The following is a 22,945-nucleotide window of genomic DNA, read 5'->3' as shown; positions in this document are numbered from 1 at the left end:
CGTCGCGTATGATCTGTTGTGTGGTGTCCGTTTCGACCTCTAACTTCGGCTGATGTTCTTACAACTCGTTCTGATTCTCGTCGTGTTCATTCCGCTGCTTGCGATTCTTCTCGATTCGCAACTCGGCCGCGCCTTGGCGTCCAGGCTGGAGCGACGAAGCCTTGACGGGCCATCGGACTTGATGGCGGAACGCGTTGCATACCTGGAAGGGGAAGTCGAGCGGCTCACCAGCGAGATCTCGCGACTCGACGAAGAGGGGCAATTCGTGACCAAACTCCTCAGCGAACGGTCTGATTCCGAGGCCGCACTCCCCCCGGGTGACGACTCCATCTAAGCAGTCTCGAGCCGGCACGGGTAAGGGTATCCGTGCTGCAACGAGGGTCGGCGCCGGCATCTTCGTGAGCCGTGTCTTGGGCTTCGTGCGCGACCGCGTCTTCGCACACTATTTCGGGTCCAGCGACTTCGCCGACGTGTGGCGAGCCGCGCTGCGGCTCCCTAATGTGATCCGTAATCTCCTGGGTGAAGGCACGCTGTCGGCTTCCATGATCCCCGTGTACTCGGAGTTCGTGGGAAAGGGCGAAGAGGAGAAAGCGAAACGGTTTGCGGGTGCCGTGCTCGGCCTTTTGGCCGTCGTGTCCGGGACAATTGCGCTGGCTGGTGTCTTGGTCGCCCCTCTATTGGTTCAGGCCTTCTTCCCCAAGTGGACCCCGGAGAAGCAGGAAATCACCACGACGCTCGTGCGCATCCTCTTCCCGATGAGCGGCATCTTCGTCCTCGCCGCGTGGTCGATGGGCGTGTTGGACAGCCACAGACGCTTCTTCGTGTCCTATGTCGCTCCGGCATTCTGGAACGTGGCGCTGATCGGCGTGATGGTGGCGGGCGGGATGTTTTGGGGACTCGGGCAGCGCGACCTAGTCGTGGTTTTGGCCTGGGGTGCTCTAGCAGGTGGCTTCGTCCAGTTGGGGATTCAGGCGTCTGCTGCCCTTAAGCACTTGCCGGGGCTTCGACCCTCCCTCGATCGCAATGCCCCGGGGGTGCCCGAAGCGATCCGAAACTTCGTTCCCGTCGTTGCGGCACGCGGCGTCGTGAACCTCAGTGGTTGGTTCGAGATCTTCCTGGCTGGTCTGCTTTCCAGCGGATCGGTGGCCGTTATGGGTTATGCCCAGACCTTCTACATACTTCCGATCTCCCTGTTCGGAATCAGCATCGCTGCGTCTGAGCTTCCGGAGATGTCACAGATGAGGGCAGAGGACCGGGCGCTCCTTGGTGAGCGCGTGGCCCGTGCTCTGAAACGCATCGCGTATTTCCTCATTCCGGCGGCCGTGGGCTACCTGTTGCTCGGAGACGTCGCCATTGCGGCCCTTTTTGAAACGGGTGAGTTCGGTGAGACGCAAACGCTGGTCACGTGGGGGGTGCTGGGTGCGTTCTCGCTCGGGCTGCCAGCTACCGCGAGTTCGCGCGCGCTTTCGTCCGCTTTCTATGCGCTGCGCGACACCAAGACGCCTGCCAGGATCGCCTACGTGCGAGTGGTCGTGTCCTTGGTCGTGGGTGTGGCCGCGATGATTCCGCTGGACGAGTACGGCTTCTCTGGGCTCCGCCTCGGAGCCGCAGGGCTGGCCCTCGGGGCTTCTGTCGCTGCCTGGGTAGAGTTTGCGCTTCTGCGGCGTAAGCTAGGAGCCAGGATTGGTCCCCATGGGCCTGGGTTGGCTCCAGTGCTGAGGATGACGCTCGCCGCTTCGGTAGCGGGTGGGGTCGCTGTCCTACTGCAATTCACGGCGCCCGATGTGAGTACCACAGTCCTGGCTCTGGAAACGCTGCTTCCGTTTGGGGTAGTCTACCTCATCGTCTCGAGCATGCTGGGAGAAGGGATCTCGGTCCGACGCTCTTAAGAGGCGAGGCGCGCCACCTCCACCGTTCGGTAGATCTGCTTTGCCAGTAACTCCTGCAATTCTGAAGGCTCTCGCGAGGAAGCCGGGCGTCTACCTATTCCGAGACACCGGCGGCACGGTGCTCTACGTGGGCAAGGCGAAGGTGCTTCGCAGCCGAGTGCGCAGCTACTTCCAGCGAGAGGTGGATTTGAGTCCGAAGAATCGCGAGCTCGTTCGTCTGATCGATTCGGTCGAGACCCTAGTCGTTGGCACCGAAGCCGAGGCGCTGATTCTCGAGGCGAACCTGATTAAGGAACACAAGCCTCGATTCAACATCCTCATGCGGGACGACAAGAAATACCCGTACATCAAGGTGACAGTGCGCGAGCCGTTTCCCAGGGTGTATGTGACGAGGCGCGTCATCAACGATGGTGCACGCTATTTCGGCCCGTACACGGCCGTGGGTCCAATGCGCCAAGCCCTCGAGGTCGTGAAGCGCTTACACACGGTCCGCTCGTGCCGCTACAACCTTCCAAAGGACCGCCCAGAGCGCGCGTGTCTGGACTATCACATCGGGCGCTGCAAGGCGCCGTGCGTGGGGCTCCAGTCCGAAGCCGACTACCGCGGGATGGTGGACGAGATTCTCCGAATCTTGGAGGGCGACACTGAGCAGCTACGGGGTGATGTCGAAGTGCGTATGCACGAAGCATCGTCCGAATTGGACTTCGAGCAGGCTGCGCAAATGCGGGACGTGATTGCGGGACTCGATGCGCTGGCCAACGAGCAGCGGGTCCACAACGCTCAAGGAGGAGACCTCGACATTGTGGCGTTGGCGCGTGATGGGGACCTCGGTGCGGGGGTCGTGCTCAAGGTGCGGTCCGGGCTGCTCCTAGGACGCAGTGCGCAGCGTTTCGCTCAAATCATGGACGAGTCTGACGAAGACATCCTGAGTTCTCTCGTGTCTCGGCACTACCTGGGAACCGGAGAAGCGGGCATGGTTGATTTACCGCGTCAGGTACTCCTCCCGGGGTCCTTCGCCGACGGTGAATTGCTGGCGGAGATCCTGAGTGAGGCGTCGGGACGGAAAGTCGCCGTGCTCGAGCCGCAAAGGGGCGAGAAACGACGCCTGATCGAACTGGCGGAGGAGAACGCTCGGCAGGTGCTAGAGGACAAAGTCGCAGCGATGTCCTACGCAGCGGATCGGGCGGATGATGCCCTCTTCAGCTTGCAGGACGAGTTGGACTTGAAGGTCGTGCCCCGACTCATGGTGTGTTTCGATGTATCCCACATGCAGGGCTCTGACACGGTGGCGAGCGCGGTCGTATTCGAGAATGGCGAGCCCCGGCGGGCGGCCTACCGTCACATGCGCATCAAAGGCGAATGGGGGAACGACGACTACGCCTCCATGGAGGAAGCCGTCCAGCGGTACTTCCGGCGGCGGCGCGATGAAGAGAAGCCACTGCCGGATCTCGCCGTTGTCGACGGTGGAAAGGGCCAGTTGAGCGCGGCGGTCGGAGCCTTGGCCTCGTTGGGGCTGGGCGACGTGGCGGTAATCGCGCTCGCGAAGAGAGAGGAGGAGGTCTTCATGCCGGGTTCGTCGGACCCGATTCTCCTCGACCGGCGCAACCGCGCTTTGCATCTCCTTCAGCGCATTCGGGACGAGGCGCACCGCTTTGCGGTCCGCTACAACCGGAAACTCCGAAAGAAGCACACGATCCGTAGCGACCTAGGTGAGATTCCGGGCATCGGGCCACAGCGTCAGCGCACGCTCTTGAGGCGATTCGGGTCGCTCAAGGGTGTGAAGGAGGCGACGAAAGAGGAGATCTCCAGGGTCCCTGGGTTTTCCCAGGCGCTGGCCAGCCGGATCCTGACTTATCTCGGCCGGTGACCCAAATTCAGAATTCACAAAAAGCGTCGGAAAAACGTCTGTAAGAACCTTGGTTTTCAGCGTATCTTGCACCGACAAGGGCAAAGGAGTCGGGTTGAAGGGGAAACTGTCTACTCGAATCAACGCTGATACCCCCTTGGCGTGCTTTTTGCCCGCTTCTAGTTTATTCGGTCTACCCAATGAAGTGTTTGACCCCAATGGAGGATCCCCGGATGAAGATCCGTTTCGGACTCGTCCTGATGTTGGCTCTCGGTCTCGGTACCGCCGGTTGTGCAAGCGGTGGTGCTGCGAGCGGTGATTCGGCCTCGGGTGCGCGCCCTTCGGTGCCCGGCGGCGAGGCCCTCGCTCAAGGTGAGCGCCCTCGTCAGACGGAGAACACCCGTGCCGCGCAACGGCACATTGACGCCGGCGATGCTGCGGAAGATCCCGCAGAGGCCCGGATGCATTATGAGCAGGCGCTCGAAGCCGCGATGGCCGCGATCGCCGAAGATGGTCGCAATCCGCTGGCACACCGCCAGGCGGCGCTGATCAACCTCGCGCTCGAGGACTACACGGCCGCCGGCGCGCATTTTGATCATGCGTCCGGCCTACGTCCGATTTACGAGTTCGAGGATATAGGGATCCGCGAGCGCGCGTGGATCGAGCTCTACGGGCTGGCTATCCCTGCGGTGAATGGGGGTGACTACGAGACCGCGGTCGGCCACTTCGAGGACGCCAACGCGATCTACGACGAACGCCCTGAGGCGATGGTTACTCTGGCACAGCTCCACGCCCAGCTCGGTAACCATGACGCTGCCATCGAAAACGCGGATCGCGCGCTTGCGATCATCGGCTCCGAGAAGATCAACGAGATGGATTCGGCGACGGCGGCGACGTGGACGCAGCAGGCAGCCGATCTCCCGATGCTGAAGGCTCAGGTATTTGCCGGCGCGGGTCGCTTCGAAGAAGCGGCGGTGGGCTTCCGCGCGATCTCCGATGCCAATCCTGATGACGTCCTAGCCATGCGCAACCTGGCTGGCGTCCTCATACGGATGGGGAATGAGGCTGAAGCCTTCGACGTGTATGATGAGATCTTGGCCCGCCCAGGACTCGACGCGGCGGACTTCTACACGATCGGAGTGGGCTTCTACACCGGTAGCGAGTACGGGCGTGCCATCGCGGCTTTCTCCGGTGCGGTTGAGATTAACACGAAAGATCGTGACGCGATCGAGATGTGGGCGCGTTCGCTCCAGTTGGACTCTGCCTATGCGGCAATTCCAGAGGTTACAGCCCGGTGGATCGAACTCGATCCTTATAACCAGAACGCATATCTGGTGTCCGCTCAGGCCCTGAACATCAACGGAGATGAGGACGGAGCCCGGGAGATGATTGGGGCGATCGACGCTCTTACGGTTGATGTGAAAGACATGCAGATCACCCGCATGGGCGCGGGCGGCGCGATTCTGAGTGGCTCGGTCACGAACAAGTCTCTGGCCCAGGGCACCAACGTCACGCTCAACTTCACGTTCTATACCGCCGCTGGTGATGCGATGGGCACGGTCGCCCACACGGTCTCCGTGGCCGGCGAGAACATGACCGAGATCTTCCAGGTCGAGTTCAGCTCGATGGACCAGGTCGGCGGTTACGGCTACACCCTCACGGGTGGCTGATTTCCAGTGCCAAGCTGGTTTTGACAACGCGGCGGGCGGTTCCTTCGGGGGCCGCCCGCTTCGTCGTTCAGGGGTTTGCGGTGGTTTGCCCCGGGGACGTGGGCTCTTTCTTGACCGACCTGATGCCTCGGCTAGATTTGCACTCTTCGCGGGAGTAGCTCAGTTGGTAGAGCATCAGCTTCCCAAGCTGAGGGTCGCCGGTTCGAACCCGGTCTCCCGCTTTTGAGGAACAGGAAGCCCCGCAACGTCTTTCGGCGTTGCGGGGCTTCTCGTCGTTTTTGCTGCAGAGACGATGGCCGTGACCATCCCCTTGTTCCGGGAGGTGGGGTTCGTTGGTCGGAGGGGACTCATGTCTCCGGTGGTGTCAGGGCCGCGGTTTCGGGCGGGGAGGGGGGCGCCGGTCATCCACGGGATATCGACCCACTTCTTGCTGCCCCGCGTACCCTATCCTACCCTGCGTTTCGGTGCCACACGCTGGTTGTCCCTACTCGTCCCTGCGTGGGGCGAGCATCTTCAAGCCGGCCAGAAAACTCAGAGGAAATCCAATGGAGTCGCAGCTTCGAATGCCTTCGCTCGTTTCGCGTTCGCTCTTCCTATTCCTCGCCCTCACTGCGGCGCGTGTCTTGCCCGGTGTGGTCCAGGCCGCATCCGCACAGAATTCGGTGGAAATCAGCGCCCCTGTCGGCTTCACTGCCGAGAGCGCAGCGCGACAATCGTATTGCGAGGCGAAGTTCGTCGGCCTGCCTTCAGGCGACTCCTTTCGGGAACACCTGCGGATCATCACAGCAAATCCGCATCCGACTGGCTCCCCCGAACAGGTGGAGGTTGGCCACTATCTGAGTCGCGTCATGAGGGCCGCCGGTCTCAGCGTGCGCGACCATCCGTACGACGTGTATCTGCCACAACTCACGGACGATGTCGAAGCCCAGATCGTCACGCCGGTCTCGATGCGGCTGAACAACCGCGAGCCCGCTTTGCCCGAGGATCGATTCTCCGGGCACCCCGACTTGCTGAACGGGTGGAATGCCTTTTCCGGAAGCGGAGACGTGACCGGTGAAGTGGTCTACGCGAACTACGGAACCCGAGCCGACTATAGGGCTTTGGACTCCATGGGCATCTCACTCGAGGGGAAGATTGTCGTTGCACGTTACGGCGGGAATTTTCGCGGATTCAAAGTCCTCTTCGCGGAGGAGCGTGGGGCGGCCGGGGTCATCATGTTCAATGACGCCCCGGCAGTGGAGGAAGATCCCTATCCCCAGGGCCCCATGCTGAATGGCGAGATCATCCAGCGTGGCTCGGTACTGACCCTCGCTTGGACGGGTGACCCGCTTACGCCGTTCGAACCTGCGTTACCAGTCGATGGCCCCGTTCAGGTGAATCGACTCGATCCAGACGATGTGGGGCTGCATACCATCCCCGTGCTTCCGTTGGGGTACACGGCCACGTCCGAGATCCTGTCCAGGATGACGGGCGAAATGGCGCCAGGCGAGTGGCAGGGTGGCCTGCCCATGCCTTACCGCCTAACGGGTGGGGACGAACTCACCGTCCGTGTCCGCGTAAACCAGCCAAAGGCGCTGACTCGGGCCACGATGGTGGTGGGGACGCTCGAGGGTAGCGACTTCCCCGACGAGTGGATGATTCTGGGTGCGCACTACGACCCGTGGGGTTTTGGTGCGGTCGATCCCAACGGTGGCACGGCAATGCTTCTCACGCTCGCCGAGGCACTCGGAGAGCTAGCAGAAGAGGGGTGCCGGCCCCGCCGCTCGATTCTGATCGCGCACTGGGATGCCGAAGAGTACGGCGTCATTGGCTCCACTGAATGGGTCGAAGAGTTCCTCGAGCCGCTCACGACAGGTGCAGTCGCCTACATCAACGCTGACGCCGCGGTCTCGGGTGGTTTCTTCGGCGGTTCGGCATCTCCCTCGCTAAAGCAGCCGATCTTGGATGCGATCCGCGACACTCCCTATCCCAAGGAAGGCCGTAGCGTTTACGACTGGTGGGCCGAACGTTCAGAGGGCGGCACACCCGTCCTCGGGGACCTCGGCGGAGGCTCGGATCACATCGCCTTTTACACCCATGCTGGCATCCCGTCTGCGGGGATCACCTCGGGGGCAGGGGGACGCAGTGGAGTTGCCCACTCCAACTACGACAACTTTTCTTGGTTCGAACGCTTCGGAGATCCCGAGTGGATTTACGGCCCCATGGTAGCGACGGTAGACGGCCTCTTGTCGCTTCGGCTCGCGAACGCTGATCTCCTTCCGTACGACGTGACTCGATATGCCGTCGACACGCGGATGCATGTGAACACGCTACTCGAGGTCGCTGAGTACCGGCGGATCGAGGTCGATCTGAGTCGATTAGTCACGGCGACTACGGACTTGGCACGCGCCGCGACCGCTCTCGATGCGGCACGAAGTACTCGAGTCGCCCTGGGTCCGGTCCCGTCGGTGGAAGCCGAGCGGATCAACGCGGCATTCATTGGGCTCGAAAAGGCATGGCTGGATGACCGTGGTCTTCAGGATCGTCCATGGAGCCGGTCGCTGTACGTGTCCCCCGATCCATTCAGCGGGTACGCCTCGTGGATGCTCCCAGGTCTGCGTTACGAAATCGAGACGGACGATCCCGCTGACGTGCCCGAGTGGGAGACACGCTATTTAGAGGCGATTCGTCGATTGACGGACCGCATGGATGGGGTCACCGCCCTGATCGAGGGGAGCATCTGATGGACACCGGCAACCGGGTTCCCAGCGCTCGAGTTCGAATTGCGTAACGATCGCCGTCGCGAGGAGGAGGTTATGAAACGAGTCTCAATCCGAAGTGCCCTGCTTCTGACACTGTGTCTTGCTGCAGGACTTGTGGCTCCGGTGACGTCGATCGCCGCCCTGCCCCAAGCCGAGTTCATCCAGCGCACACTGACCTACAAGGTGGTGGGTGAAACGCGAATAGAGGCCGACGTTTACCGGGCCGACGATGATACCGCGCGTCCGGTGATCCTTTGGATCCACGGTGGTGCGCTGATCTTCGGCAGCCGATCCGGCACGCCGCCGCAGATGAAGGCTTTCGCCGAGACGAGCGGCTACGTCTTGGTGTCGATCGATCACCGCCTCGCGCCTGAGGTGAAGCTCCCCGAGATCGTCGGCGACGTAGAGGACGCGATCCGCTGGATCCGCCACGAAGGGCCCGAACTCTTCGGCTCCGATCCCGACAAGCTGGTAGTGGCCGGCGCTTCGGCGGGTGGCTACCTGGCACTGCTGAGCGGCTTCCGTGTGACGCCACGGCCCACCGCTATCGCGTCGTTCTGGGGTTACGGGGCGGCCGACGCGCCTTTTGAGTCCGAGCCGTCGGAGTTCTACCGCTCGACATCGCCGTTGGTCAATCGAGCCGATGCATTCGCCGCAGTTGGCGGCGAGGTGCTCACCGCAACCGGCCCGGGCATGGACGGCCGCTGGCCGTACTATCTCTACCTGCGACAGCAGGGCTTGTGGCTCGAGGAAGTCAGCGGTCTCGATCCCCTCACCCAACAGCGTGAGCTCGATTCGTTCGCCTCCGTGCGCAATGTAGATGGCGACTTCCCGCCGACCGTTCTCGTGCACGGCACCAACGACGAGGACGTGGCGTACGCGGAGTCCGCTGGTCTCGCCGCCGAGTTATTGCGCCACGGCGTCGTCCACCAACTCGTCACCGTGGAGGGTGCGGGGCACGGATTGAGTGGCGTTGGTTTCGACGTGTTGTCCGATGCCATCGACCAGAGCCTGGCGTTTATCGACGAACATCTGCGAGGGCGATAACGCTCGCCGCCCCGCGGCTGAACCCGAAGATGAAAACCTTGTCGTCGGGCTCATACTCACGCGCCAAGAATTCGTAGATGTCGAAAAGTTTTGTCAGAACCCGAAGCCGACGGCGCCGGACACGGCACGCCAATACTTGTTCTTGGGTGTGCCGACACCGTTTGCGTAAAACGTGATTTGTGGGTTGGTCCAATCGTGCAGATCAATCGCCTTGTACCTCTGGTAGACGTTACTGGCTGGCGTGTCTCCGCCGAGATTCACGGTTCCGTCTGCGCGCAGCACGATGTTCTTGCCATTGACCCGCCCATCGAGTGGTCTTGCCGTCGTGATCTGCAGGCTCTCGGACGAATCCGACGAGGCTGTCACAAAGCGCAGCTTACGAAGCGTGGCGGTCAACTGCCGACTTCGAGATCTACTGCTGTTGATCCTGGGCGCCCAGCCACCCGACGTGGCCGGCTGGTGTCCTGACGTACAGGAATCCCTCATAGCGGCCTAACACGGGCACCTCAGCGCCCGCCCCCAACTGGTCGATGATCAACGCCGTGTCGTTCGGGATAAGGAAGACAGGGGTCAATGCGGACGCGACCTGAGACATGAGGGGTGAGTCTGCCGGCTCTGTGAGCCGAGCAGCCACATAGCCGGATTCGCCATCAGGCAGGCGCACGCGGAAGAACTCGCCGGACCCGCCCAACACACGGAGCGGTGTGTACTGCCCAAGCTCCCGAATTACCTCGCCTCGGCTCCCTGGGGCGGCGCGCAACCGGATACCGTCATTTCGCAAACGTACCCATCCGCCGAGCTGGTCGAGATCCGCGGTCAATTCGGCGAGAGTGCCTCGAGGCGGAAGGATGAACGGGTACGGGTTTACAGCACCTTCACCGCGGCGGTATACCCCAAAATGGAGGTGGGGCGGAGTTGTGCGGGCATTCCCGGTATTGCCCACAAAACCGATTGTGTCTCCGACCTCCACTTGTTGGCCGTTCCGCACGTTCTGCTGATCCAAGTGGGCGTAGTAGATGTTGGCATTCCGTACGTTGTCGCGGACCCAGACGACCCTTCCGCCGAGATTGGTCACAGCCACCCGATTCGCCACGCCTGCGGAGGCGGCAAGAACCGGAGTTCCTCGGCGTGCGAAGATGTCTACTCCTTCGTGTGTCCTTCTGCCTCCGTCTCTGTCTACACCCCAGAGACTCTGAACGGCTCGCATGTTGTACCCCTCGATGGGGAAGGACAGCTGAGCGCCCAGCCTCAGGGTGACGTTGTAGCTACCGCCCCGCAGGAGTTCCGGCTGAATGCGTAGGATGTAGTCCCCCTCGCGCTGCGGCTCGTGCACGAAGCTGCCAGGGATCGAGTCTGTGGACACGACCGGCCTAAGGGGATCGTTCTCGTTTTCGGGTACTCGGAAGAAGTCGACAAAGAGCCGAGTTTCCTCGTCCGTCGACAGGGCCACTTCCACCGACAGCTTCTGGCCATGCCCGATCGTGATCCGGTACGCCATCGCGCCCGGTTCTTCGGCGGTGATGAAGCCCTCTTCCTGGAAGGGAAGAGACACCACCGCAGCATCTTCGATGGATTGGCGACCCGCCAGGACCCAGTCGCGCCCTAAGGCGGATTGGTCGAGCCCAGCGTCGGCGAGCGACGCCCGATATTCCTCATGCGGCGTATGCTCGCGGAAGCGGTCTTGTACCTGCTCGACCTCTTCACACGCCGCCACATAGGTCAGCGCCAATAGGGCGGCAGTCGCCCTCGCGATCCGTCCACGCATCGGCCTCGTCACCACCCCCCCGAATACCATCGGTCTTGTTCGTGCATCCGTTCCCTCTATGTGGGATCGCTCCGCATTGCTCCGCCCCGAAGCTGACGAGACCCTGCGTAGGTGGTCAAGGCGGAAATTGTAGGGCGTACTGGGCTCGGTTAGGTTTCCGGCCCGCCGTATGCGCCAAATATTTCTCCCCTGAGAGTGCCCAATCGTGGTACGAATCGCCGAAATCGAAGCTGGCAGTATTGCCGACGAGCTCAGTCTCGAGATCGGCACGCGTATTGTTCGCATTAATGGCGAGCGGGTACGTGACGGCATTGATCTGACGTTCCTTCTCTCGGACACTGATTTCGAAATGGAGACTCTCTCCCCGGAGGGAGAGACCGTGATCTACGACATCGAGCGGGACCCGGGCTCCCCCATGGGAATCGTCCCGGCTCCTGATGCGATTCGCGAGTGTGCCAACAAGTGTGTCTTCTGCTTCATCGATGGGAATCCGAAGGACGCACGGCCCACGCTGTGGCTTCGTGACGACGATTTCAGGTTGTCGTTCACCTATGGCAGTTACGTCACACTCACGAATCTTGGGCCGAAGGGACTCCAGCGGCTGATCGACCAGCAGCTCTCCCCGCTCTATGTCAGCGTGCACGCGACTGAGCCCGAGGTCCGAGAACGCTTGCTCGTCAACCAGCGTGCCGGACTGATCATGGAACAGCTACGCCAACTGATTGCTGGCGGCTTGGAGGTTCACACTCAGATCGTTCTATGTCCGGAGTGGAATAACGGAGATCATCTCGATCGTACGATCGAAGACCTCTGGGGCCTCGGTGAAGCGATTACTTCACTTTCCGTCGTCCCCGTGGGTCTCACGAAGTACAACGTGAATCGGCCGGTCCGACATCTGACGGCGGAGGAAGCAGGGCAGTCGATCGACCAAGTCGATCGCGCTCGCGAGCGCGGCTTCAGTGAGAGAGACTCGGGTTGGTGCTATTCCGCAGATGAGATGTACCTCATTGCGGGTCGCACCATTCCCGACGTGAAGTACTACGATGACGGTGCGCTCTATGAGAACGGGGTTGGTGCGGTTCGCCACTTCGTCGACCGATTCGCCGCCGGACTCCCGAACGTGCCCAGCTATGCCGGGAAGAGGATTCGGCTGGTAACGGGGCGATCGATGGCGCCGTTCATTCAGGAACGTTCCGTGGCGCTGGCGGAGGCAACCGGGGCCGAGGTGGAAGTGGTCGTGGTACGGAACGACTATTTCGGAGAGAGCGTGTCGATCGCAGGACTGCTGGGAGGCCAGGATATCCTCGGCGCGCTCGGAGACTCGAACGAGGGTGACGTCGTGGTCCTGCCCGCCGAAGCATTAAACGCCGACAATGCCTTCATCGACAATGTGACCATGTTGGACTTTAAGGCAGCGATGGGGCCGGCGCATGTCATCCCCGGATACGAAATCACCGAGGCATTAGGCGCGTCATGAGCGAGCGGCTCCCTGTAATCGCAGTTGTTGGTCGCCCTAATGTGGGCAAATCGACTTTCTTCAATCGGGTGGTTGGATCGCGGGTTGCGATCGTGGACGATCAGCCTGGTGTCACGCGCGACCGGAACTTCTCCAAGGCCGACTGGGCCGGGCATCACTTCTTCATTGTCGACACCGGCGGGATTGTGGAAGACAGTGACGAGACCATGGACAAGGCGATCCGCCAGCAGGCGATGCTGGCGGTGGCTGAAGCCGACGTGATCCTTTTCTTGGTCGATACGAAAGAAGGCGTGCAGCCGCTCGACCAAAAGCTGGCCGAGGTCCTGCGCAAGACACAGACGCCCGTTCTGCTCGTGGCCAACAAGGCGGACAACCTCCCCTACAACCAGGACCACCAGGAGTTCTGGTCGCTCGGGATCGGTGAGCCGATTCCGGTGAGCGCCCTGTCTGGTAAGGGGTCTGGAGATCTGCTGGACTTGGTGCTCGAGGCCATCCCTGAGGGAGCCGCTGAGGTTTACGAGGAAGACACGATCCGTGTCGCGGTGGTCGGGAAGCCGAACGTTGGGAAGTCGAGTTTTGTGAATCGGCTCATCGGGGAAGAACGGGTCGTCGTGTCCGAGGTGGCCGGCACCACGCGGGACCCGATCGATACGCCGTTCAAATACCACGGTAAGAACATGGTCTTCGTGGATACGGCGGGTCTTCGGCGACAGTCCAAGGTGAAGGACAACGTCGAGTACTACTCGACCATCCGGACCGAGCGCGTGGTGTACGGGTCTGATGTGTGCGTCGTGTTGATCGACTCCAGTGACGAGGAACTACACGCCCAGGACGTCAAGATCATTCGGACCGCGTGGGAGGCTGGGAAAGCGGTGATCCTCTTGGCAAACAAGTGGGATCTTGTGGAGAAGGACACGATGACGTCGATCGATTTCTCGAAGAAGATCCAGGCGCGAGTTCCCTTCCTCAAATGGGTTCCGATCGTGTTCGTGTCGGCGCTTTCTGGGCAGCGCGTCAGGAAGTGTCTCGACATGATTCTCGAGGTGCACGAGGAGCGGCATCGGAGGATTGACACGTCCGAAGTGAACCGGGTGCTCGAGAAGCTCCTGTTCCGTCAGCCGCCGCCGCTTCACCGTGGGCATCGGGTGAAGATCAAGTACGGTACGCAGGTGACTGTTCGTCCGCCGACCTTCGCGATTTTCACGAACTACCCGAAGGCGTTGCCAGACAGCTACATTCGCTTCCTTCAAAGCGGGTTCCGGCACGCTTGGTCGTTCATGGGGACCCCGATCCGCTTGCGTCCCCGCGCCGGTAAGGACCGCCACGACAAGGAATAGACAGATTTGATGACCTATGCGCTCCTAGCCCTCTCCTACCTGCTCGGCGCCACGCCGACCAGCTATTGGGTCGGGCGGGCGTTCCACGGCATTGATCTGCGCGAAAAGGGCTCGGGCAATCTCGGCGCGACCAACGCGTTCCGCGTGATGGGCGCGAGATGGGCGCTTCCGGTGGTAATCGTCGATGTGGCTAAGGGGTTCGTCCCGGTTTGGTTCTTCGCGGACATCGCTGGTGTTGGGTTCAACTGGACACTCGCTTTCGGGACCGCCGCGATCTTCGGGCACATCTTCTCGATGTGGGTCGGATTCAAGGGAGGGAAGGGAGTCGCCGCGAGCGCTGGCGTCTTCTTGGCAATCGCGCCCTGGGCTGTGCTTGGATCGTTCGTCGTGTGGATTCTCCTGACGATTCCGACCGGGTATGTGTCCCTCGGCAGCATCGGTGCAGCCGCGACCCTTCCGATTTTTGTGGCGCTTGTACCACACCGAGGCGGTGTTTCCGTGCTGTGGTTCACGGCCGCGCTGGGACTCTTCGTGATCTGGGCGCACAGATCGAACGTGAAACGCCTCTTCAAAGGCACGGAGAATCGATTTGGTTCAAAGAAAGCGGCAGGTGCAGACTAATGAGTAGCCTGCATAAGGTTGCGGTTCTGGGGGCTGGAGCCTGGGGGACCGCACTCGCAGCGCTGCTCTCCAAGTGCGGGCACGATGTAACGATGTGGTCGTACGAGGCTGGTGTGGCTGAAGCCATCAATACCGAGCACATCAATCCCTACCTCGGCCAGGCGGTGCTTCCCGAGACCCTTCGAGCGACCACCGACCTCGCCAAGGCCATGGACGGGGCGACGCTCGTTCTCTCGGTTAGCCCGTCTCATTTCGTCCGAGATGTCATGACGGGGGCAGCGAAGTACATGTCGGACGAGGCACTTGTGGTCAGCGCTTCAAAGGGCATCGAGTTGTCGACGCTCCTGAGGATGGACCAAGTGTTGGATGAGATTCTCCCTGCTCAAGTCATGGATCGCTTCTGTGTGCTCTCCGGTCCGAGTTTTGCCACAGAGGTGGTATCCGAGTCGCCAACCGCCGTTGTCATTGCTGGTCGCAGTGCAGAGGCAGCCGCGGTCGCTCAGTTGGCGTTCCAGACCCCGTATTTTCGGGTATACACCAACACAGACGTCGTCGGCGTTGAGTTGGGTGGTGCGCTGAAGAACGTGATGGCGGTCGCAGCGGGCATTACAGCGGGCTTGGGGTACGGCCACAACACGATGGCTGCCCTGATCACGAGAGGACTCGCCGAGACGACTCGACTCGGGGTCGCTATGGGCGCTGAGGTGAGTACTTTCTCAGGACTGGCCGGAATGGGGGATCTAGTGCTGACGTGCACCGGATCCCTGAGCCGAAATCGTACCGTTGGGTTCCGGCTCGGCCAGGGAGAGCCCTTGGAAGCGATCCTCGGTGACATGACCGCGGTGGCCGAGGGCCTGAAGGCAGCCGAGGCGGTACATGACCTGTCCAAGCAGCACGGCGTTGAGATGCCGATCGCGGAGCAGGTCTACCAGATCGTACACGAAGGAAAGAGCCCCGCGGAGGCGCTTACGGACCTGATGCTTCGAGCGCCGAGACCGGAAAAGTGGTCATGAGTGAACAAGAACAGTCCCTACGCCCAGTGATTGCGGCGTGGGATCCACAGATGAAGAAGATCCGTTGGCGTAGCCCCAGAGGAGTCGTGATGAACGAGTTGATCGCGAAGAAGGTGTACTACTCGATCGGAGAAGTCTGTGGCCTTTCGGGGCTCAAGCCCCACGTGCTCCGGTATTGGGAGTCTCAGTTCGACGTCCTGAATCCGACCAAGAACAGGGCCGGCAATCGCGTATATCGATCGAAAGACATCGAGGTGATTCTCCTCGTGAAGCACCTTCTCTACGACGAGAAGTACACGATCGAAGGTGCGAACAAGCGACTGATCGAGATGCGGAAGTCCGGCGAGCTGGCCGAAGAGCGCCAAGAGGTCCTCCGGCCCGAGTTCCTCTTGAGTATGAAGTCCGAGTTGGAGGCGCTGAAGAACGTGCTCACACCGGGTTCCGTCCTCGAAGACGAATAATCCGTGTCCATGAAGATCCTCTGCACGAACGACGACGGGTACCTCGCCACCGGCATCGGTGTCCTCGCGTCGGCTGCATCGTCGCTCGGAGTCGTGACCGTCGTGGCTCCCGATCGTGAGCAAAGCGCCACGAGCCATTCGCTCACCCTGCACAACCCGCTGCGCGCGCGGCGCACTCCTGACGGCGCCTATGTCGTAGACGGTACGCCGACCGACTGTGTGATTCTCGCTGTGAACGAACTCCTCGAGGACCGCCCGGACGTCTGTGTATCGGGCGTGAACCATGGCCCGAACTTGGGCGAAGACGTGCTCTATTCGGGCACCGTGGCCGCGGCCATGGAGGCGACCGTGATCGGGATCCCCGCGATCGCTCTCTCTTACGTGGGCCGCAAGCACGAGGAGTTGGCCGGCTGGGAGCCGGTGGTCCGCTCCGTGCTGGAGTCGATTCTCCGTCAGGACCGATTCCCGGAAGACACGCTCTTCAACGTGAACCTGCCGAGTGTTGACCCATCCGAGGTAAAGGGGATGAAGGTGACTTCGCTCGGCCGACGCCGATATGCGGATTCCATCACGCGTGCCAACGATCCGAGCGGCAAAGAGTACTTCTGGATCGGTGGTGGGGATGTCATCTGGAGAGGGGATGCCGACTCTGACTTTCAAGCGGTGGAAGACGGCTATGTTTCAGTCACGCCACTGCACTTGGACCTAACCAACTACAAGCTTCTCGAGGAGATCCGCGCTTGGAACCTCGATCTATAGACCCGATCGATGACCATCGCTTCGTCGGATATCGACGGAAGCTGATCGAAGATATTCGTGCGCGCGGCATCGACGATCTCGAGACGCTTCAGTACTTCGATATGGTGCCCAGGCACGTGTTCTTGCCGGAGGGTGTTTGGCCGCGGGCGTATGAAGACGCGCCGATCCCCATCGGGTTCGGACAGACTGCATCGCAGCCGTCCCTACAGGCGTACTACCTGTCACTGCTGAAGCCGACGGCTACCGAGAAGGTCCTCGAGGTCGGAACCGGAAGCGGATTTCTCACCGCGCTACTCGCTCTTTGTTCGGACCGGGTCTATTCGGTAGAGCGAATCAGGGAGTTGTCCTCGCGGGCGCGGAAGGCGCTCGACGTGATGAGCGTGCAGAACGTCGCGCTCCTCGTCGGAGACGGGACGATTGGTTGGCGGAAGTATCAGCCATTCGACGTCATCGTTGTGTCGGCCGGTGGGCCATCGATCCCTGGCGCGCTGGTGGATCAACTCGCAGACGGCGGGCGCATGCTCATTCCCGTCGGCTCTCGGGACGGCCAAGAACTTGTCCATGTGCAGAAGACGGGCTTTCTCGTGACGGAAGACGTCGTAAAGGATACGGTCACATTTGTGCCCTTGTTGGGGCAATTCGCTTGGAAGTCGGAGGCGGGGTGAGCGAAGACGCTACGCGTCCGGGCCTAGTCCGGCGCCTGTACGACTGGGTGTTGCACTGGGCTGAGACTCCCTACGGGGTAGGGGCGTTGTTCCTACTTGCGATGGCCGAATCGTCGTTTTTCCCGATTCCGCCAGATCCGCTCCTCATTGCGCTGTGTCTAGGCGCGGCCACGAAGTCCCTGCGTTTCGCTGCGATTGCGACAGCGGCGTCGGTGATCGGAGGTGTGATCGGGTACGGCATCGGGGCAGGAGGTTGGCAGGTTCTCGAGCCGTTCTTTTTCCAATACGTGCCCGGGGTGAGTTCGCATGCGTTTGACCGTGTCCAAGCGCTTTATGACCGTTGGGATTTCTGGGCGATTTTCTTCGCTGGATTAACACCGATCCCGTACAAGGTCTTCACGCTGTCTGCTGGTGTCTTCTCGATCAACTTCGGGATCTTCTTGATCGCCTCGGTACTGAGCCGTGGCCTGCGCTTCTTCATTCTGGCTGCGCTGATCTACAAGTTCGGGACGCCGATCGCTGGGTTCATTGATCGTTATTTCAATTGGCTTGTGACGGTCTTTGGCGTGTTACTGGTGGCTGGCTTCGTCTTGATCAAGATGGTGCTCTAGGCCAAACCCTGTTTGCCGCGCGCCCCGGCCGTATATTCGGAGGGCACAACTGTGGTATCCCTTGATGGGGGTCGAGCGAATGAGCGACAAGAGTATGGGGAGCAGGCTTCCGCCGCCGGCGTTTCCGCCGGGGTCCCGCAAGCAAGCGAGGGACAACGACTGGAATCAGTCGTCTGCTGATGCGCTGGGCGAAGGCTTTATTTCCCCGGACGAGCCCATGCCAGAGCGCCACGATCAAGTAGATGACGCGTTCATCTCCCCCGATGAGCCCATTCCTCATCGTGATCCGGTCGAAGACGAGTCAGGACTTCCTGAATTCGAATCGGCGGGCGGTGTCGTAACCGGAATGGGTGACGACGAGCATATAGAGCCGGAAGAACTCGTCATGGGAGGAGACCCTTATGTCATGGATCTCGCCCAAAAGGTCGGGAAGCTCGCCGAGGCCTTGAAGGGCAAGGGAGAGGCAGGGCTCAGGTCGTCGCCGGATATGGACAAGTTCGAAACGACCCTGCGCGGATACTGTGTCGGCTACCTGGCCGGGCGTCGGGTTGAGGACGATGCCTCAGGGGCGGATTTCTAGGAGGTCGCTCGGCCCTACCGTCCCGGCCCGAGGAGTACCGCGTTCATGAAGAGGAGTTGAGTGGCCTCCGTGTACGCGCGGAAGTTTGGGTCCTCCGCAAACGACACGATCTGTCCGCTGCCATAAGACTCGATCATCAAGAATGCTTTGCTCGCGAGCTGCGGACGGGCCTCGTCCCAAACGACACCACTTAGGACCAGGTCGTCGAGTTCGGCGTAGCGGCCAACGTTGGATCCGTTGTCGAGCGTCATTGGTGTAAAGACGCGATTGCCTTGGACAAGAACACCGATCTCCCCGTCCGTCCCGGAAGACATCCAGTGCTCAGTGTCCAGTATGGTGCGCAAGATGACACCAGGGACGGATTCAGGGCTCTCGTCGTCCGGTACGATCTCCTCCAGGTACTCGATGGGCTGATCCGGGGTGCTGCCCTTAGGTGGGTCTTCGCCCTGTGCGCGTCCTCCTCGTCGTTCGGTCGTGGTCGAGAGGAGGCCCGCGCGGATTGCCCAAGCGCTCGATCCCGCCATCGTGATCATCGTTCCGCCGTTGGACATCCAGTTCCGCAGTTCGGCGACCAATCCGGCGCCTACGGCTCCAGAGTAGTTGCCGCTCGGGAAGACGATGACATCGTAGTCGGAGAGGTTTGCACGTCCCAGGCTCGAAGCCCGGACGGCAACCGTAGGCTGCGCGTAGCGCTGCTCTAAGACGTATCTCGCGAAGCCGACGGAGTTGGTGCTGCCAGGCGAATCGTAGACCAGGAGTACGCGTGGCGCCCTCAGGGCCCTCACACTGTTGCTGCCAAGCGATGCGCCTTCTTGGACATAGGAATCATCTACAGCCACTACCTCGGCTCCGTGGGAGGCGGCGATGCTACCGAGACGTTGCCGAAGGTCCGAGTCGTTCTCAGCAGTCCGGACGATCGCCGTGCCGACGGGGTACTCCCGTCCGCCAAGTGTGAAGCTGGCCCCAGCGGCCCGAACCCGGATGCCGTCCCGAAGCGCTTCGGCCACAGCACTCGCTGCGCTCGTCCCCCACGGCATGAGGTATCCAACAACGGCCTCAGGCAGAACGACACTGGAAGGTGTGCTGGTCTCTTCGAAGGCCGCGCCAGCTGCCCCGGTTGGATCGTCTGCAACGATGACCTCGACGTCCCAGAGCAGCGATTGGCTCCAGGCAGTCAGGTCGTATATCTGGTCGGATTGGCGGCGCGCCCGACGATCGATCTGCTTTTGGATGAACGCGTCATCCATGGGGACGTGCGCGTCGAGGAGGTTCCTGACGAAACGGTGAGCTGGCTGAGCCATGGGCACGATGAACGTGCCTTCGGGGGACAGCTGTCGTCCGTCTAGCGTCACGGGGCCTGTTGCCTCTCGGACATCGATCCCGTTCTGCACGAGCATGGCGGCGAGACGCCGGGCCATCCCCGGGTCGTGCGCAGAGTGCAGCACGTATTCCGCTGGGCCGTCCTGTCCCCGCTCAATGCCGTCGCGCCGGAATGCCAAGTAATCAAGGAGGATCTGTTCGCGGTTCCTCGCGGAGGTCTCGGCAGTAGTGATCGCCGCGGTGAAGTGATGCAGGACGCCGTCTCCATAGGTGAGCAGATCACCGTCTGACCGCCGCAGCACCTGTGCGCGTGCCGAAGCCTGCTCGTACGTCATTCCAAGAGCCCCGTGGCTCATGGGCCACATATCCACGTAGCCCGGATAGAACAGGTCGTACACGTCGCGGTTGAAGTACGCGAAGCCGCGCTGGTCGAACGCCGTAGCGTTGGCCCGGCCGAACACGTCCATCAGGGCCACCTGGCGCTCGCCGTACCATGGATTCGAGGGTGGGGCAGTGGGGGGGAAGAAGTACGTGGAGTTTCCACCCATTTCGTGCAGGTCAGCCACGATGTGCGGCCAATAGGCCAGAAAGACATCGACCTTTCCCTGAGTTTCCGGCTGACTCTGGATGAACAGGTCGCGGTTCAGGTCGAAGAGGTAGTGGTTCACTCGGCCGCCGGGCCACGGCTCGTCGTGCTCGGCCGAATAAGACGCCTCGTTTGGCCAGCGAGCCCTCGCCATCCTGTTCTGCTGTACGAAACGAGCTCGCCCGTCCGGATTTTCTACCGGGTCGATAAGGACTAGTGACTCCTGCAGAATCAGATCGACCGCCGGATCGTCCATTGCAGCCAGCAGGTGATACGCCTCGGCCATCGCCGCACCGCTCGAGCTGATCTCGTTGCCGTGTACTCCGTGCATCAGCGCTGTGACCACGGGAAGCTCTGCGATGAGGGCCTCGGCATCCGCGTCGGAGAGGCCTGCCGGATGGGCGAGTCGGGTCAGGCCTGCCTTCACGTCGTCGAGGGCCGCAATTCGCTCAGGTGAGCCAATTACCAGGACGATGAGCGGTCGTCCTTCCCAGCTCTCCGCGTACCGGATCAGGTGCGTCCGGTCTGCCGCGGCATCGGCTAAAGTCTCGAAGTAGCGTACGACCTGGTCAGGCGGAGTGATCTCCTCCCGGACGTCGTGCCCTACGACGGATTCGAGCGTCGGGATCGACGGATCGTATCGTGTGCCCGGCGCGAGTTCTTGCGACTGGGGGACGAACTGAAGAACCGTGGCCAACAGGAAAGTGCCGAGCATGATACCCATCCGAATGAGTTACGAGAGGCCGGCAATATACTCCGGCTAGGCCTTGCCGGAGTAGGTGCTAGACCCCCCTGACTTCCTTGGGAACGTCAGGAGCCATTATGTCTTCGTCGAATGCCTCTATGGCCAGGAGGACTCCGTCACTTGCGATGTCGAGTCCACCCTCACAGGCGCCGTATCGAGCGGGGATGTCGAACCAGATCTGGGGTGCGTCCGCGGCTTCGAGATCAGCGCTGAGATCGACCTTCCAGTAGACGCAGTCCTTCGTCCCACGGGCCGCGACAGTAGCCCTGCCCGGCCCTTCACCGAGAGCACCCACGGGGCTTGACTGCGAAGAAGCTCCGACGAATACTCGGCGATCCTAGAACGGCAGATATGCTGCCGAACATGCGGACACCTATACTTTGGAGAGATAGCATGCGATCAGGATGGAATGCCACCTTGACCATTGTACTGCTGGGGCTGACCGCCCCGGCGCTACTCGCACAGTCTATGCCTACCCCTACACTGATCGTCAACACGTGGTGCTCCGTGGCCCACGGGTATTCGATGGACGACGTGCTGGAGGTGGCGCGCTCAATGTCGTACGACGGCTCGGACGCGCCTCGATGGATCGGTTACCGTGTGCCTGTCGCCGGGAACGGCGAAATGGAGCCGAACCAAGTGGTGCGAGTGGTAAGGTGGGAGAATCTCGCCCACTGGGAGAGGTATGTTCGCGACAGGGATTCGAATGCGTCGGTTCTTCTCGCTCAGATGCTAGACTGTGACGACGGCAATCGAAGCTTCATGAGAGACTGGGCGATCGATGATCAGGGTAACCCATACGAGGGCGGGATGATTGACTCGACGCTGTCCACGTACCGAGCCTGCGAACTGAAACCTGGAAACACGGTCGAAGACCTCTTCAACACGCTCGCCAACATAAACGCGGGAGCTCGAGCGGAGGGCGATCGAAACCATCGCGGTTTCTCTCAGAGGTGGCTGGGGCCGAGAGCCGATGCCGAGATGAACTCCGGGGTCGGCATCAGAATCATTGGAGAAAACGGAGGCGCGCTGGCCAGTTATCTCGACTCAAGAACAGCTGGGGCCGCAGGGACTCCTGAGGATGCACCCGTGACGAACTGTGGTGACCGCATGCTGTTCCGAAGCCACACCGTGCATGACAACATCAACTAGTGACTGGCCATCCATGACGTAAAGGGGGCTCCCAGCATTTACCGGTAGCCCTGTCACGCTGGAACAACGCCCCCCGGTCGAATCGATCGGGGGGCGTTGGGCTTCTACCTGAGATGTCGGTCAGGAAGGTGGCTGCAAGAGAGAACGAAAAAGGCCCTTGGCAGAGGAGGGACCTGAACACCCGGCACCCAGCCACGCCCAGCGATCCAGCTCGACCAGATGCGCACATGTCTTGCTTGCCGAAAAACCCCGGTCCCACCAATGGCGGGGACGGGTCTCTTTCGTTCGAAACTTCAAATCAGCCCACGCGTCAGTAACTGCTGGGGCGGAAAGGGTGGGCTATGATGTTTTCTTGGCAGCAGTAGGGCTGGCCCGAAGCTACGTCCACTACCAAATCGCGGAGGCCCAGCGCTTATCGCGGGAGTGGACCGAAGCGCACCGTGAGAGGTAGCCGCTTCGGTTGTCCGTTCCCATTGCTGTTTCAGCGTATTGCTCTCCGTTCGGACCTTGGCGACAATAGGCCGTCTCGTGTTCGGAAACGGTTAGAGCACCACTTCGGACGTGTTCCCAAAACGTGCCCAAACAATCTTTGGGACACTGAAACACCCACCGCCCTCATAGCTCAGGTGGATAGAGCGACTGCCTCCTAAGCAGTAGGTC

Annotated in this window: 20 protein-coding genes and 1 tRNA gene; 17 read left to right on the top strand and 4 right to left on the bottom strand. The window is 61.2% G+C overall.

Going from position 1 to position 22,945, the window contains the following annotated elements; translation table 11 throughout:
- The first annotated feature begins 52 nt into the window (after positions 1-52).
- The 7 genes from P8L30_02355 (at position 53) to P8L30_02325 (ending at position 9,193) form a co-directional block, all read left to right on the top strand.
- On the top strand, positions 53-334 hold the full coding sequence (locus tag P8L30_02355; GenBank protein ID MDG2239025.1) for a hypothetical protein: 282 nt from the start codon (positions 53-55) through the stop codon (positions 332-334).
- Positions 318-1,889: a murein biosynthesis integral membrane protein MurJ gene (gene murJ / locus P8L30_02350; protein MDG2239024.1), complete on the top strand. Its 1,572-nt coding sequence runs from the start codon at positions 318-320 to the stop codon at positions 1,887-1,889. Before P8L30_02355 ends, murJ begins: the two co-directional genes overlap by 17 nt.
- Positions 1,890-1,929: 40 nt before the next feature.
- Entirely contained in the window at positions 1,930-3,756 is a 1,827-nt protein-coding gene (gene uvrC / locus P8L30_02345; GenBank protein ID MDG2239023.1) for an excinuclease ABC subunit UvrC, read from the top strand.
- Positions 3,757-3,968: 212 nt separating this feature from the next.
- On the top strand, positions 3,969-5,405 hold the full coding sequence (locus tag P8L30_02340; GenBank protein MDG2239022.1) for a tetratricopeptide repeat protein: 1,437 nt from the start codon (positions 3,969-3,971) through the stop codon (positions 5,403-5,405).
- A 148-nt stretch (positions 5,406-5,553) separates the two neighbouring features.
- A tRNA-Gly gene (locus P8L30_02335) sits at positions 5,554-5,626 on the top strand.
- Positions 5,627-5,950: 324 nt separating this feature from the next.
- Entirely contained in the window at positions 5,951-8,128 is a 2,178-nt protein-coding gene (locus P8L30_02330) for a M28 family peptidase (protein MDG2239021.1), read from the top strand.
- Positions 8,129-8,200: 72 nt separating this feature from the next.
- Entirely contained in the window at positions 8,201-9,193 is a 993-nt protein-coding gene (locus tag P8L30_02325) for an alpha/beta hydrolase (protein ID MDG2239020.1), read from the top strand.
- Positions 9,194-9,286: 93 nt separating this feature from the next.
- On the opposite strand, the gene P8L30_02320 is transcribed toward P8L30_02325, so the two are convergent.
- Positions 9,287-9,589, bottom strand: a complete 303-nt coding sequence (locus P8L30_02320; protein ID MDG2239019.1) for a DUF2235 domain-containing protein — start codon at positions 9,587-9,589, stop codon at positions 9,287-9,289.
- 16 nt (positions 9,590-9,605) lie between these two features.
- Positions 9,606-10,958, bottom strand: coding sequence for a M23 family metallopeptidase (locus P8L30_02315; protein MDG2239018.1), 1,353 nt, complete (start codon positions 10,956-10,958; stop codon positions 9,606-9,608).
- A gap of 205 nt (positions 10,959-11,163) precedes the next feature.
- On the opposite strand from P8L30_02315, the gene P8L30_02310 reads away from it, so the two are divergent.
- The 9 genes from P8L30_02310 to P8L30_02270 all read left to right on the top strand — a co-directional run bounded on the left by P8L30_02310 (position 11,164) and on the right by P8L30_02270 (position 18,482).
- Entirely contained in the window at positions 11,164-12,435 is a 1,272-nt protein-coding gene (locus P8L30_02310) for a DUF512 domain-containing protein (GenBank protein ID MDG2239017.1), read from the top strand.
- A complete protein-coding gene (der, locus tag P8L30_02305) occupies positions 12,432-13,772 on the top strand; it encodes a ribosome biogenesis GTPase Der (GenBank protein ID MDG2239016.1) in 1,341 nt (446 codons plus the stop codon). The genes P8L30_02310 and der overlap by 4 nt, the downstream gene beginning before the upstream one ends.
- A 9-nt stretch (positions 13,773-13,781) precedes the next feature.
- Positions 13,782-14,393 (top strand): glycerol-3-phosphate 1-O-acyltransferase PlsY, encoded by a 612-nt coding sequence (plsY, locus tag P8L30_02300; GenBank protein ID MDG2239015.1) that lies wholly within the window; start codon positions 13,782-13,784, stop codon positions 14,391-14,393.
- Positions 14,393-15,406 carry an NAD(P)-dependent glycerol-3-phosphate dehydrogenase gene (locus tag P8L30_02295; protein ID MDG2239014.1) on the top strand — a complete coding sequence of 338 codons (1,014 nt, stop codon included), beginning with the start codon at positions 14,393-14,395 and terminating at the stop codon, positions 15,404-15,406. Before plsY ends, P8L30_02295 begins: the two co-directional genes overlap by 1 nt.
- A complete protein-coding gene (locus P8L30_02290; GenBank protein ID MDG2239013.1) occupies positions 15,403-15,867 on the top strand; it encodes a MerR family transcriptional regulator in 465 nt (154 codons plus the stop codon). The genes P8L30_02295 and P8L30_02290 overlap by 4 nt, the downstream gene beginning before the upstream one ends.
- Positions 15,868-15,876: 9 nt before the next feature.
- The gene (gene surE, locus P8L30_02285) at positions 15,877-16,626 is read left to right on the top strand and encodes a 5'/3'-nucleotidase SurE (GenBank protein MDG2239012.1); all 750 of its coding nucleotides are present in this window, start codon (positions 15,877-15,879) and stop codon (positions 16,624-16,626) included.
- Positions 16,608-17,291: a protein-L-isoaspartate(D-aspartate) O-methyltransferase gene (locus P8L30_02280; protein ID MDG2239011.1), complete on the top strand. Its 684-nt coding sequence runs from the start codon at positions 16,608-16,610 to the stop codon at positions 17,289-17,291. The genes surE and P8L30_02280 overlap by 19 nt, the downstream gene beginning before the upstream one ends.
- The gene (locus tag P8L30_02275; GenBank protein MDG2239010.1) at positions 17,288-17,902 is read left to right on the top strand and encodes a VTT domain-containing protein; all 615 of its coding nucleotides are present in this window, start codon (positions 17,288-17,290) and stop codon (positions 17,900-17,902) included. Before P8L30_02280 ends, P8L30_02275 begins: the two co-directional genes overlap by 4 nt.
- A gap of 79 nt (positions 17,903-17,981) precedes the next feature.
- Complete coding sequence (locus P8L30_02270) at positions 17,982-18,482, top strand: hypothetical protein (protein MDG2239009.1); 501 nt, start codon at positions 17,982-17,984, stop codon at positions 18,480-18,482.
- A gap of 14 nt (positions 18,483-18,496) precedes the next feature.
- On the opposite strand, the gene P8L30_02265 is transcribed toward P8L30_02270, so the two are convergent.
- Both P8L30_02265 and P8L30_02260 read right to left on the bottom strand, forming a co-directional pair.
- Entirely contained in the window at positions 18,497-21,103 is a 2,607-nt protein-coding gene (locus P8L30_02265) for a M14 family zinc carboxypeptidase (protein MDG2239008.1), read from the bottom strand.
- A gap of 67 nt (positions 21,104-21,170) precedes the next feature.
- Positions 21,171-21,428 (bottom strand): hypothetical protein, encoded by a 258-nt coding sequence (locus P8L30_02260; protein MDG2239007.1) that lies wholly within the window; start codon positions 21,426-21,428, stop codon positions 21,171-21,173.
- Positions 21,429-21,550: 122 nt separating this feature from the next.
- Here P8L30_02260 and P8L30_02255 point away from each other — a divergent pair, with 122 nt between their 5' ends.
- A complete protein-coding gene (locus P8L30_02255; protein ID MDG2239006.1) occupies positions 21,551-22,285 on the top strand; it encodes a hypothetical protein in 735 nt (244 codons plus the stop codon).
- The last annotated feature ends 660 nt before the right edge of the window (positions 22,286-22,945 follow it).

It is taken from the genome of Longimicrobiales bacterium, from assembly GCA_029245345.1.
In the GTDB taxonomy this organism is placed as follows: Bacteria; Gemmatimonadota; Gemmatimonadetes; order Longimicrobiales; family Gaopeijiaceae; genus CALFPJ01.
This window is presented reverse-complemented; position numbering and strand designations above follow the sequence as displayed.

Coding starts and splice junctions, on each gene's coding strand:
- P8L30_02355 (MDG2239025.1), top strand. CDS start 53: ATGTTCTTACAACTCGTTCTGATTCTCGTCGTGTTCATTCCGCTGCTT.
- P8L30_02340 (MDG2239022.1), top strand. CDS start 3,969: ATGAAGATCCGTTTCGGACTCGTCCTGATGTTGGCTCTCGGTCTCGGT.
- P8L30_02330 (MDG2239021.1), top strand. CDS start 5,951: ATGGAGTCGCAGCTTCGAATGCCTTCGCTCGTTTCGCGTTCGCTCTTC.
- P8L30_02325 (MDG2239020.1), top strand. CDS start 8,201: ATGAAACGAGTCTCAATCCGAAGTGCCCTGCTTCTGACACTGTGTCTT.
- P8L30_02315 (MDG2239018.1), bottom strand. CDS start 10,958: ATGCGTGGACGGATCGCGAGGGCGACTGCCGCCCTATTGGCGCTGACC.
- der (MDG2239016.1), top strand. CDS start 12,432: ATGAGCGAGCGGCTCCCTGTAATCGCAGTTGTTGGTCGCCCTAATGTG.
- plsY (MDG2239015.1), top strand. CDS start 13,782: ATGACCTATGCGCTCCTAGCCCTCTCCTACCTGCTCGGCGCCACGCCG.
- P8L30_02295 (MDG2239014.1), top strand. CDS start 14,393: ATGAGTAGCCTGCATAAGGTTGCGGTTCTGGGGGCTGGAGCCTGGGGG.
- P8L30_02290 (MDG2239013.1), top strand. CDS start 15,403: ATGAGTGAACAAGAACAGTCCCTACGCCCAGTGATTGCGGCGTGGGAT.
- surE (MDG2239012.1), top strand. CDS start 15,877: ATGAAGATCCTCTGCACGAACGACGACGGGTACCTCGCCACCGGCATC.
- P8L30_02270 (MDG2239009.1), top strand. CDS start 17,982: ATGAGCGACAAGAGTATGGGGAGCAGGCTTCCGCCGCCGGCGTTTCCG.
- P8L30_02265 (MDG2239008.1), bottom strand. CDS start 21,103: ATGCTCGGCACTTTCCTGTTGGCCACGGTTCTTCAGTTCGTCCCCCAG.